The organism is Bradyrhizobium erythrophlei (genome assembly GCF_900142985.1).
Lineage (GTDB): Bacteria > Pseudomonadota > Alphaproteobacteria > Rhizobiales > Xanthobacteraceae > Bradyrhizobium > Bradyrhizobium erythrophlei_B.
Genome location: NZ_LT670849.1, coordinates 2541027 through 2553725 on the forward strand (window position 1 = coordinate 2541027; position 12699 = coordinate 2553725).

Consider the following 12699-nt stretch of genomic DNA (forward strand, 5'->3'; position numbering starts at 1 on the left):
ACAATCAATCGTTGAGTGTGACCTATTTCACAAGCCGGCGATCCCCCGTCCACTAGTCTTCTTGGGAATGTAGGCAGCCGGGAGGATGCAATGACGGTCATCGATACGAACAGTAATTGCAGCGACAAGGTCGAGGTTTTGAGGGCCAAAGGTGTCACGGCCGTCGGGCGATATTACCGGGTCGTCCACCCTGAATGGGCTCTTACAAAAACCGAGGCTCAAAAGCTCAGTAGTGCAGGAATAAAACTGTTCACAGTGTACGAAGATACGGGTCACAATCTGACTCTGACTGCGGCGCAAGGAAAGTCCGACGGACAAAATGCGCTAGATCAAGCAATGGCAATCGGCCAGCCAACAGGGACGCCCATCTATTTTGCCCTCGAGGGTCTCCCCAACGGTTACGTGGAATCCGATCTGGCAGCCATCAGAAAGTACTTCAACGGTGTACAGCAGGCGATCGGATCGAAATACGCTCTTGGCGTTTACAGCAACGGCCTAGTTTGCGAAACGCTGCTTGACGAGGGCATTTGCTCGTATACCTGGCTTTCCGCCTCCAAAGCCTTTGCGGGCACGCGGGATTTCTACCGAAGCGGTCGCTGGAACCTTTCGCAGATGACACCGCTCGATCAAGACTGGGACAAGCTGAGTGTCGACATCAACGAAGTTAAGACGGATTTCGGAGCGTTTGCCGTAACGGGCGCAGTTGCTGCAGCCGGTGTTTTGGCTCCAACCGTCGCAGATATGGCAGCGGCGGCGGCCTCTTCGGGCAACTTTTATAATGACGTCATTATGGCGGATCCACGCTTCAACAGTCCGAAACGCATAGCCGACCCGGAGCTTCTCGAGCCAACGACTAGGGACCTGGTGCAAGCCGTCATAGCGGATGCCGCAACAAATGGTCTCAAGCTGATGATCTTCGAGACTTACCGCAGCCAAGCCCGCCAAGTTGCACTTTTCAATCAAGGCGCCACCAAGCTAAAACAGGTCGGCGTCCATCACTTCGGCCTGGCGTGCGACATCGTAAAGGACATCAATGGTCAACCTTCCTGGAAGGGCGATTTCTCGATGCTCGGAGCTCTCGCAAAGCACCATAAGCTGATTTGGGGAGGTGACTGGGGCACGCCCGGTAGCGTCCATACGTTTGTCGATACTGATCACGTGCAGCGAGTAACGCTCGGCCGCCAGGCGCGTCTTTTTGACGGCGATTGGTACCCCGACGCAAATTACGATCCCTATGCGGATCTAAACTAGCCCCACAAAATGGGTTAACGCCGTCTACGTATCGCGCCGCCTGCGGCCGCGAGGGGGCATCGAGACGGGGGAAACGCAATCGGACGGAAAATCCCGGCTCTACTTCTTCGCAGAGTGATAGTTATAGTGTGAAACGGTTCACATCGCTAACGGGCCGGTTGGGGTAACAATCGCCAATATTGCAACGGTGCAACTCAAGGCAGGATGACCCTTCGGTCCGTTTGCTAGTTTGGGTATTCCGCGATCTACGTATTAAGCGCACCGACCATGGTGCCCTGGTAACATCATGCAGCGAGGTTTCGGGAGGTGTCGATGGACACAAACGTTCCAAAACCGTTGATGCAATGCGGGTCGCGAGATCGCTACGCGCAATTCACCCGTTGGCTCGGGCATTACATCCAGTCCCGACGTCTCGCCTTTCATATGCGTCTCTATCGGATCTCGTGTTTCTTTCTCTGTCATCTTGGTTACCTGAAATTCGGCTTCGGTCTCCTGCGTCGTATCCGGCCGGTTTTCATCTTCAAGAAGGTCCTTGTCGTCACTAGGGCAAGCGAAGTGCGCGAGGTTCTTCAACGCTTCGACGACTTCACGCTCGGCGACTTCATCGAACCGGGGATGCCATGGGGAACGTTCCTCATGACGGTCGACTGGCGCCAGCAGCACGCACAGGAGCGCCAGCTGCTCCAGAGCGTGGTTGATCCGACCGACATCGACAAGATCAGGGCAATCGTCGACAACCGCTGCCGCCAGCAGCTCAGCGCCGCGAATGGACGCATCGACGTGGTCTCCCAACTGATCGAGCCCGTCGTCGTCGACATTGCCAATGAATATTTTGGCGTTCCTCGGCTCGGCGGATGCGCACAGAAAATGGCGCACGCCATGCGCGACCTCGCCGGCATCATCATGGTCAATCCGCCCGTTGGTTCGGAGCCATGGTCCCGCTCGCGCGAGAGCATGGCGAACGTCACCGAGCTTTTGCTGAAGGAAATCTCACAGAAGCAGAAGCCGTCGAATCCCGTCGCTCCCCCACCGAATTCACCTGCCGGAGACCTACTAACGAGGCTGGTCCAGCGGCTCCGCGATCCTGGCCGGCCGAACTGGTTCGATGAGGACTGGATACGCCGCTATCTCACCGGCCTTCTTGCGACAGGAGGAGCGACGATCGTGCGGGCAGGCGCCGGAGCCATCGACCAGATCCTCGCGCATCCGGACGATCTAGAGAAGGCGAGATCGGTAGCGCTTGAGCTCGATCAGGCAGTAAGCAGCGGTGCACAAAACGTGGACGCGCTTCGTTGCACACTGCGTCATTACGTCTACGAGGCGTTGCGCTTCCGGCCGATGTTGCCGCTTTTGATCCGTGATACACCGCGCGAGACGGTGATCGCGTATGGCACAAAGGATGCGCGGATCGTCCGGCCGGGAACGAGGGTACTTGCGCCGCCACTGGCAGCCATGTTCGATCCCGAGGTGTTCCTCGACCCAGAACGCTTTGACGTATCGCGACCGTTCGAACGCTACCTCCATTTCGGATTCGGGCCGCGGCACTGTTTTGGACAATACATCGCCGAAACCGCACTGCTCGAGATTTTCAGGTCGTTGCTTGTCTTTCCCAATCTTTCCCGGGCCGCCGGCACGAAGGGAGATCTCGCATTTGACGGACCGGTGGCGGCCGGCCTCGTCGTTACGTTTTAGCGTTGATCATTTTAACCCGCGGAAATTCGAGCGGATAAAGGCCGATGCCGGATTACATCACAATCATAACGCCGATAGAGACGTCGTATATCGAACCCTGTCGTCAATATCTCCGCGAAAATGCGGAGCCGGAAGTCGGCATGCGCTGCCGCCCGCGGTTTCGATTTGACCTTATTCCGAACCTCCACTTCGCCAGCTTCGTCGTTCTGGAAGCCGCAGCCGATTTTGGTCCCAGTCTCGTATTCGAAGCGACATTCGACGGAACAAAAGCAGACTTCCTTTCCGATCTCCTGCGCGTCGCTGGCATTGGTATGCACGAGCTTTATCAGCATTGCGCCGGCTATCCGGTCTCCGGCCTCACGAGTCCCGAACTCGCAAAAGAATACTTTGTTGGCCACGATGCGGGGGCTCACATCTATTTTTCCGGCAGTCCCGGCCGCACCGTTGCGCAAATCAAGGACGAGAACCGGATACATCTAGGGATCACCCGCTATTTTTCTCGATTGCAGGATGGTGGCGTCTCCGCGCCGCGGCTGAACGGACTTTTTGGCGACCTGCGTGGCTTCATCGCCCGGCGTGTGAGCAGGCGATGGGCTGAACAACAGGCCCCCGTGCCCTGGGAGGTCAGATTTCGGACAACTATCGCCACCGCTGCGGGTGTTGCAGCCCTGATTTTGGCTTGCCTGATCGGTGCCCTGGCGGTCGCCGCATGCGGCTGGCGGCTTCAGTCGCTATCGAGCGCTATCCCGGCCTTGTTCGATGACGCCGGCCGATTTGGCAGCAGCATTGTCAGTCGTCTCGCGGGTTCTGCGTCCGAAATCCCGGCGATGCTGTTTCCAGTGATCGGACTGACCGCGATCTGGTTATTGCTTCGCTGCGGGGAGCTTTTCCTCATCAGCTGGAGCCGGCACCCGCGTGATCAGTTCTTTTTCAGGCGCGTTCCGCTCCACGTTGCGGTGATCTTGACATACGGCGCATTCATCTTTCTCACCGGAGCTGTCTTGCAGGCTCTTATTGAAGAAGTGGGAAAGTCGGCCGGCGCCGTCGGGTACTCCGTGCTTGTGCATCTCTTTGTTCTGTTCGTTTTGGTCGTCGTGCTGGCCGGTCTGCAATACCTCGCAACATCCCTAAAGATATCGGTCGAACTGAAGAAGCTGACCGGTCCGCAAGAGAATTGGCGGCGTCTGTGGCTCGATCTTGTCAGGGTTGCAATGGCGATAACCGTCGCTGGCTGCATCCTTGTCGCCAGCCGCTACATGCCTTCAGTGTTTGACGAGGAGTCTGCCAAGAGCCTGCTCTCCGGCGCCCTCGCCATCGCCGCCTGCGGATTGATCGGCGTCTTTGCGCTGTATGCCATCGGCCTCCTGTTCTTGTCTATCCTGCGGGTGCGCGAATTGCTGGATGGCCGGAAATTCGCCGACCCCGTGGCGCTCGAAGCAAGGGCATCCATCAACGCGAAAAAGTACGCGCGGGAAGAGGGCGGCAACAATCGGTTTCAAAACCACCTGACAAGCCTGACACGTGTCAAGCCCGGCTTCGTACACGGCGTGGCGTTGCGCGCCACCTTGTTCGTCATCAACCTGTTGTCCCGATTCTGGTTCAACGTCGGCACACTTGGCGAGATCCCGACGATCCTTTCGGCTCGCTGGGTTCTCATCGACGGTGGCCGGCGGTTGTTGTTCCTCGACAATTACGGGGGGGCCTGGGACAGCTACCTGAACGAGTTCATCGACTTGACGGCGGTCAAGGGACTGAACGCCATCTGGACGAATACCTTTGTCGAAGTCGAAGGCAAAAAAGGTCAATGCTACGGCTTCCCTCAAACATCGTTTTATTTCTGGAAGGGGGCCCAGGCGGAGCAGCCGTTCAAGGCCTATGTGCGGGAAAGCCAGGTAGAGACGGTCGCTTGGTACAGCGCCTATCCGTTGCTAAGCGTTGTGAATATCAATACGAGCACCGCTGCCCGACAGTCCTTGTCAGAGCCGCTGACCGCCGCCGAAATCGACGCGGTCGTGCAGAACCTTTGAGAGTGGAGGCCGCGATGGAAAAGATCGAATGGGAGGATGTTCAGCGCATCGTCCTTAGCGGATTCAAGCATCTGCCCTATTCGGCCTATGTGCTATGCCGCTTCCGCCCGGAAGAACGCGCGCAAAAGAAGAAATGGCTTGCGGACCTCGCGAAAAGACTGACACCGGTTCTCCCGGACCCAGAACGCAAGACGCACTGCGCCATCAATCTGGCATTGACGGCCTCCGGCCTGCAACATCTCGGGATCGGTGAACCTGCACTCAATTCCTTCTCGATGGAGTTTCTCGAAGGAATGGCCCCTCCTCATGCTCCGGGCGCTCCAATCCCACGGCGAACAAATATCCTCGGAGACCTCGAAGCTAGCTCGCCTGAGTTCTGGGATTGGGGCGGCTGGGATGAGAAAGCGAACCACGTAGACGTCCTCCTGCTGTTGTTCGTGGCTGACGAGACATCGCTTGACCAGTTGATCGAGAGTGAAATGGACGCCATACATGGCGTTGCTGATGGCGACCCCATCGTTCTCAAGGGGCACCTCTTTCCGGATACGAAAGAGCATTTCGGCTATGTCGACGGCCTGTCACAGCCAAAAATCGAAGGACGCCCCAAAAAGAAGAACAAGGCGCCCGAGAAAGGAACGTCCGGGATAAGGCCGGGCTCCGAGGTCAAGCCGGGCGAGTTCCTGCTTGGATATTTGAACGAGCGTCGGGCTCGCATCACCACCCGCCACGGCCGGGATATCAGGCGAAACGGCACCTACCTTGTGTTTCGACAACTCGAGCAGGATGTGCCGGCGTTCAACGCGTTTCTATCGGATGTGGCTAAAAACCTCGGCGAGACCGAAGACTGGGTTGCCGCACGTCTGCTCGGCCGATGGAGAGACGGCGTTCCGCTCGTTCCGGAGAGAGCTGTTGCTAATGTGGGATGTTCCAAGAACGACTTCCTCTACTATTACGAAGACCGTGCCGGTTTGACGTGCCCGATTGGCGCGCACATCCGGCGTGCGAATCCGCGTGATTCCCTCATACCGGATCCGGTGACGGCGCTGCATCTTTCAAAGATGCACCGGATCATCCGGCGCGGCCGGCCCTATGGCCAGAGATGGAAGCCCAATGATCAGGAACGCCTGGGCGAAAAAGCTGAGAGAGGCATGCTGTTCATTGCCTTGAATGCTGACATCGCCGGGCAGTTCGAACTGATTCAGCATTCGTGGCTCAACAACCCCCGCTTCAACGGTCTCTACGCCGGGACAGATCTGATTAGCCACTTTTCGGGGGGCGAAAGCATCACGATACAAAGCCGGCCGGCGAATCTTCACATTCCTCGTCCGGCACCGTTTGTTAGGGTGCGCGGCGGGGCCTACTTTTTCCTTCCGGGAATTCGAGCGCTGCACGATATCGCCGCCTCCTAATTTGAAGCGACACTTACGCGATTTCAAAGGGCGGGGCGGGCGCGATCAAATGACCAAGGCTTTGGTGCATTGGTCCATCAATGGACGCATCCCGCATGTTGTTGCAAGCTCGAGAGCACGCCCGAAATAAACCCGAGCTTCGGACACGTCGCCTTCCGCCAACGAGGTATCGCCCAGGAGTTTCAGCGCGTAAGCCTGTTGTGGCGGTTCACCGCGCTCTTCCGCAAGCGTCAAGGCGCGCATTCCCGCAGTGCGGGCTTGCATGCGATCGTTCGCAGCCAAAAATGCCCGCCCCTGCGTGACAAATAGCCATCCCCAACCGAACGCATTTTCGGCAAGCGGTACGTCCAAGCGCTCTGGCTTGGAAAGAATCTCGGCAGCGGCCTGGATATCGCCCTCCGCAAGATATGCCTCCCCCATCCGCGCCGCGAGTATCGGATACATTTGCACGATCCCGAGATCTAGACAGGTTTGCCAGCAATCTCGCGCGAGCGACAGCGCTTCGGCATGCCGGCCCTGCGCTAATCTTAACCGAGCAAGGACATGTGAAATATTCGCACGCGAATAAAAATGACCCGCCGCTTCGGCGCGTTGGCTCGCCTCAACGGCCATGAGTTCGGCTCGCTCAATCTCGCCGATTTCAATCAGGGAATCGGCCAGAAAGGTGCGGAGCACTACGCTTGGATAGGCGGCCCATCCCGCGCGCTTGATATCAAGTTCGGGGGTTTCAAAGGCAAAGCACTTTTCGTGGATTACAATCGACTCCTTGTAAGCTCCGGTTTCGTGGAGAACTATCCCGATATTGTGCAGCGACGCAAAAGTAAGGGCCGGGTCCGCTATCTGCTGCGCAATTCTGCTCGCGGCGATGGCGGCCTCCATCGCACTTTCATGTTCTCCGATTCTCCAGAGGGCGACCGCAAGCTGACAGTTCACAGCAGCATTGCGCAACGGATCCCTGGAGGTATCGGCGAGGCTGCGCGCTTCGCGCAGCACATCGGCGATCAAGCGATGTTTGCCCAGCGGCTCCAGCGCAATTACAGCTACTAGTCGGAGGTCGATTTCAGCCTTTGTCTTGGCCGCCGAAGCCGGCCAATGCGATAAGGTTTCCAATCCCCGTTGGTAAATCCCGATCGCGTCCTGGTTGGCTCCTCGCTTTACGGCGCGTCGACAGCTCCGCAGTTGATAGGGGGCCGCCTTTTCCCAAAGTTCCGCCATGAATGCGTGATCGGCGAGCCGATCTATGTGCTCAGCGAGACGGTCGGCAAAGCGGGATTCGATCGTTGCAACCGCCTTAGCATGAAGCGACCGACGTGTCCCCAATAGCATCGTTCCGTAGGCGACTTCTCGGATTAGATCGTGCTTGAAGGAATATTCGGATCCGACACGCTTCACCTTCCGGAGCAGGTCGGCCTTCTCCAGCGTCTTGAGGTCTCTGGCTATCTTGCCTGGAGCTACCTCGAGGATTCCTGAGAGCAGCGCGATCGAGACGTCCGCGCCGATCACAGCGGAGGTTTGCAACAGGGCCTTCGGCACGCCATCCAATCGATCAATACGCGCAGCCAAAACAGTGTGAATAGTTTGAGGGATCTCCATCCGCTCAGCAGGTTTGCTTAAGCCGTAATACCCCGGCTCTCCCCTAAAGCTGCCTGCCTCCGCGAGAGACTGAACCAGCTCTTCAAGAAATAATGGATTTCCCTGGGCCTTTGCGACAATACGCTGTCTTATCGACTGAAGAGTGACATCTCGCCCCATGAGCCGGTCGAGCATCTCTTGTGAGGCCATGCCATCGAGCGCCGACAGCTCAAGACGAAGGAGGCCAGGATCTGCCAATCCGTCTTCCGACCGTTGCGTCATGATCATCAAGATCCGCATGCCACGCAAACGACTCAGAAAATTGTGAAGAATGATTTTTGTCTCGGCGTCTATCCAATGGACGTCCTCGACTATGATCACCATAGGTGTGCGCCGTTCTTGAAAAAGGATCAGGGAAATAATCGCTTCAATGATCGCACGACGCTTTTCAGAAGGTTCTAGTTTTTTCCATTCCTGATCCTGATCTTCGACGCTGATATCTAAAACTGAAGAAATAGCCGGAAGATACTCCGACAAGGTCGGTTCCAGCGAAACGATCTGCTCTCTCACTCGCTTAGCTACCAAAGCAGGCGCATCATCGATGCCGATTCCGAACATATTGCGGATAAGACCACTGATTGGGTAATAACTAGACAGGGTCTGCTGAGGGACGCATGCGGCTTCCAGGACCATCCACTCGCTCGGAAGCTCACCGACAAAGTCGTGAATTAGTCGCGACTTCCCTAATCCCGCAGCTCCAACCACCGTCAGCGCTTGCCCATTTCCGCTTGCAGCTCTTTGGAGCGCACCCCTGAGCGTATCCAGCTCCGGCTGCCGACCTACAAGTCTGCTGAGGCCCCGCGACGACCGAGCCTGCCAGCGAGTGGTCGAACGCAGCTCATCCAATTCGAAAACCTCTACTGGCTCCTCCACGCCTTTCAGAGCAACTGCGCCTCGCGACTGCGCCACTATGAAACCCTCAGCAAGCTTGTGCGCCGCTGCCGTCATCATGATCGCATCCGAGGCCGCGAACTCTTCCATGCGAGCAGCCAGATGAACGGTTTTCCCAACCGCATCGTAGTTCATCACAAGATTGCTGCCGATCGAATGGATGACCACATCGCCGGAATTCATTCCGATGCGCAAGGAGATGTCGCTAGACCTCCTGCGATTGAGTTCGTCGATACCAGCCCGCATAGCAATCGCGGCGCGGCAAGCCTGCACGGCGTGATCCTCGGTGGCTATGGGAGCTCCGAAAAGAGCCATGATGCCGTCGCCACGGGCTTGGTTCACGAAACCATGATGCTTATGAGTCGCGTCCATGAGAACCTGAAGCACCGGCCCAAGGACTTCGAGCGCCTCTTCTGGATCAAGTTTGTCGATTAGAGCTGTCGACCCGCGAACGTCGGCAAACAAAACCGTGACATGCTTGCGCTCACCGGACATGGCGCCGCCGGAATGCAATATCCGCTCGGCCAATTCGGGCGGCACCTTTGATTGCAGAAATGTTAGCGCATTCTGATCCGTCGCGCTCGAGAGGGTTCTGGATCGTCCACAGCCACCGCAAAAGTTAGCAGCCGGCTGGATTGCGAACCCGCAATGGCTACACCGACGTCCAAATTCACTAGGTAGCTCGCGCTGCTTCATGACCACGGCAGCCGCCCCTTTTTCGGACCCGCCCCACTGTTAGCCAATTCTATGCCGACGGCAAGGCGGGCGTCCGACCCGCAACGTCGTTAATTGCCGCCGAATTGACCGGTAAACGGCCTCTCACCAGACATTTTCGAGCTGTCGTTTTCGAATTTCAGGATGCTATCGAGCAGATTAAATTGGTAGTTAACCTCGGAATGGATCGCTTCGCCACGCGGGTAAACACTGCGACGCGGGCGATATTCTTAACCGTCCTTCCGGCAGTTGATTCAAGGCCGTGCCATTTGGAGATGAGCGGTAAAGGGAACTGCGGCTTGGAACGCCCTGAAGCAGAGGCAGGGCCTTGGTGCATTGGGGGGCAAATGACAATCGCATTTAGTCCAAAGACCGTTTTCGCTGACCATCCGATGGGTAACGCACTTTTCGACTTCAGGAAGCGCCGCGGCCATTGAGAATAGCACGTTCGACGGCGGCTAATTGGGATGAAGGGGACATGACCGAGCTGCCGAACGCCTTCAATTAAAACCGTCGATGTAGGCGCGCGCCAAGGCCATGTCGCCAGCCTCCGCGGCGAAGATGCCAATCGCGTTGACTTCACGAGGCACTCCGCAGTCCGGGTGTTTACGCATGTCCATCATCATCGAGGCGACCGCCTCGCCTATCCGGCCCTCCCGAAGAAGCGTGAGCGCGTTCTCTTTGCACCGCTGAACGTATTGCTCTCGTGTCATTGCCGATAAGGCAAAGACGCGAGCTAGGCCCGTGTCTAAGCTTGCCATTGCCGCCCCCTAGCTAGGCGTGATTCGAACTCTAATGAAATTAGTTTTGGGAAAGTGTGAGCTATTTCACCTTTGGTGGGGTCCTTCTCGCGACTGTCGGAGAAAAGAGCTGCCCTCCATGAAACGAATATCGGCTTTGGGGCTCATTTGCGGACATTGGCGGCTTGATCAGCCGCGTCAGGGTTCGAAGACCGACGTCGCGACTGGCGGTATTGCGCCTCGTGCCGGCTCACCACAGCGAGTGTTCGCGCATCCCTTGTTATGGAAAAATTCAGCCAGCGGCCGAGCGCAGGCGCTGAGTTGCTACCCCCTTGCCGAATTTCGCGACGTTTTTGGTTTGCCGCGACAAGCGACCCAAGCCGTGCCCGGAAAAATAATGGGCCGTTTTCGAATGAGCTATAGCGCTGCGGTTTTCCCCCGGCGCAAGCGATTCAGACAACGAAGCTTTTCATCAACGCCGATTGACGAAAGCCAGCGTGACCAGCCCGTAAGCTCCAAAAATCTGCGAGCGACGGAAAAAAATCCCTGAATGAGGCCGGTCCGAGAGACGGGAGTGCCTGAGGATCGACGTACCCCCCATTGGTGACCTTCCTCGTCGCGCTTTCCTGTTCTTGTCGAAATTCGGCTAAGATCAACGTCGGTTGCGGCAAATCGGACAAGCAGGACCAGTCAGGGTAGGCTTGCGCTCGTCCGCGATGCAGCGGGCGGCAGCGACGAAGTTATTGAACTATCGCTCGGACTGAAGCCCAGGTCTTCCACAAGCGAGGAAGATACCGAGGGAATCTGCTCGCCATTAGAGACGCGAGAAACAGCAGTGCGGGTCTTGTTGAAGACCCCTTCAGCGCTCACCTCCCTATCAAGCTCGTTAAGCAGCTCAGTAACAAGCACGCTGTGCTCGTTTGTCGAGTCATCGCCGACCTTGCCGGGCGTATTAGACGAGAGAATGAGTGCGTTAATTGGCGCATTGATTGGTGCAAGCCCGTGGGAGTAAGAGCGGAAACGTCGCTCGTAGGGATTGCGTCTTGAGGCGTCGAGCACAACCAGTTTGGCGCGAGCACCCCGCTCCTTCATTACGTCGAGCACGGCTTCGATCGAGATTCCCTCATGTCGGACGTCGCTTTCCTTCCAGATCATTGCGTCGATTGGGATCATGTAGCTCTCGCGGCCGGACTGCACACCGTAGCCGCCGAAAAACAGCATTACGACCGAGCCGGGCTTGATCCGGGATTTTAGCCGTTCGATCGCGTTAGCCATATCTGCCTTGGTAGCGTCCTCGACCATATCGACATCGAACCCGTGCCGGCTCATTGCATCCGCTAGACCGCTTGCGTCGTTGATGGGTTGGTGCAGTGGTTCGGCGGCATCTGGGTAATGCCCATTGCCGATTATGAGTGCGAGCTGGGTGGCGCCGGCGCTCTCCTCGGCAAACACAACCCTTGGCGCATCCGATGTGTGAATATCCAAGGTAGCGCGCGCACCGATCGCCAGCAGTGCCATACTGATAATGCAATACGTCACGCCGACCAATTGACGAGTGATGTAGAGTTGCCCCACATTCATTTCGCTCTCCACTTCATATCTGTCGCATCTCGAGCGAAAAGCATTTCGTGAATTAAAGCCGAACGCTCGATTTTGAGAATCGCCATCCTTCAAACGCGCTGCCGCTATAACTAGACGCGGCAATCACGATCAGTTGGATCGCAACATATCTCCCACCTGCCCTTCGACAAGCGTGCACGAAAATCCTTGAGCTCGGATTAGGCGAAGTGGTTTCTAGCGCCTTGTGGTGATTGGTAAACAAAAGGATGCGAGCGCCTAAAAAGGGTTAGCATCCGACAACCAAGCGCCCTCGCGAGGTCCGTCGACGCATTCCCCTGGCGAAGCCGTCCCCCCGCGCAACGAGGTAGCCGCACGTGAAAGGCCAACGAACGCTCCGGCTTAAAAACCGATCATGAGAGAAAAATCTCTGAATGAGATTGGGGCCGGTCTGCTGGTTAATATTAGCCAAGGAATGACCTACCCACACACCGACCTCAAGCCGAATGCCTGTGAGGGCGCGCTGCCAGCGCCGCGCGACGGTTCCCGAATTAACTCGTACCGCACGCATAAAGCTTAACTAACAAGCTTAACTCAACAGTCCTGTTGCTCCAGATGCGAAAGCATGAGGATTCATCGGCAAAGATTTCTCTTAATTATTGCCGACGAGGAGCAACAGTTATGGTGCGATCGCTAGACAAAGACCACTTGAATGAAATCGAGCGCGCAATCGCGGCAGAAGTGCGGAGCAGACCGCCTGTGAATGAGCCAAACTAAGGTGCCGCG

8 protein-coding genes are annotated in these 12699 nt (G+C 56.9%); 5 read left to right on the forward strand and 3 right to left on the reverse strand.

Translation table 11 applies throughout. The features are described 5' to 3' along the window. Positions 1-90 precede the first annotated feature (90 nt). From BUA38_RS11805 to BUA38_RS11820, 4 genes are all read left to right on the forward strand, one after another. A complete protein-coding gene (locus BUA38_RS11805) occupies positions 91-1251 on the forward strand; it encodes a glycoside hydrolase domain-containing protein (protein ID WP_072818079.1) in 1161 nt (386 codons plus the stop codon). A 312-nt stretch (positions 1252-1563) separates the two neighbouring features. After that, positions 1564-2943 (forward strand): cytochrome P450, encoded by a 1380-nt coding sequence (locus tag BUA38_RS11810; RefSeq protein ID WP_072818080.1) that lies wholly within the window; start codon positions 1564-1566, stop codon positions 2941-2943. Positions 2944-2987: 44 nt separating this feature from the next. After that, positions 2988-4970, forward strand: coding sequence for a hypothetical protein (locus tag BUA38_RS11815; RefSeq protein ID WP_072818081.1), 1983 nt, complete (start codon positions 2988-2990; stop codon positions 4968-4970). Positions 4971-4984: 14 nt separating this feature from the next. Beyond that, entirely contained in the window at positions 4985-6379 is a 1395-nt protein-coding gene (locus BUA38_RS11820) for a Dyp-type peroxidase (protein ID WP_072826054.1), read from the forward strand. 45 nt (positions 6380-6424) lie between these two features. Here the strand turns inward: BUA38_RS11820 and BUA38_RS11825 are convergent, their stop codons facing one another. Continuing rightward, positions 6425-9397 (reverse strand): ATP-binding protein, encoded by a 2973-nt coding sequence (locus BUA38_RS11825; RefSeq protein ID WP_244553242.1) that lies wholly within the window; start codon positions 9395-9397, stop codon positions 6425-6427. A gap of 719 nt (positions 9398-10116) precedes the next feature. Beyond that, positions 10117-10377, reverse strand: coding sequence for a hypothetical protein (locus BUA38_RS11830; RefSeq protein ID WP_072818083.1), 261 nt, complete (start codon positions 10375-10377; stop codon positions 10117-10119). Positions 10378-10495: 118 nt separating this feature from the next. Here BUA38_RS11830 and BUA38_RS36660 point away from each other — a divergent pair, with 118 nt between their 5' ends. Next, positions 10496-10906 (forward strand): hypothetical protein, encoded by a 411-nt coding sequence (locus BUA38_RS36660; protein ID WP_156898497.1) that lies wholly within the window; start codon positions 10496-10498, stop codon positions 10904-10906. 140 nt (positions 10907-11046) lie between these two features. On the opposite strand, the gene BUA38_RS11835 is transcribed toward BUA38_RS36660, so the two are convergent. Then, positions 11047-11937, reverse strand: a complete 891-nt coding sequence (locus BUA38_RS11835; RefSeq protein WP_083587977.1) for a caspase family protein — start codon at positions 11935-11937, stop codon at positions 11047-11049. Positions 11938-12699: the final 762 nt, after the last annotated feature.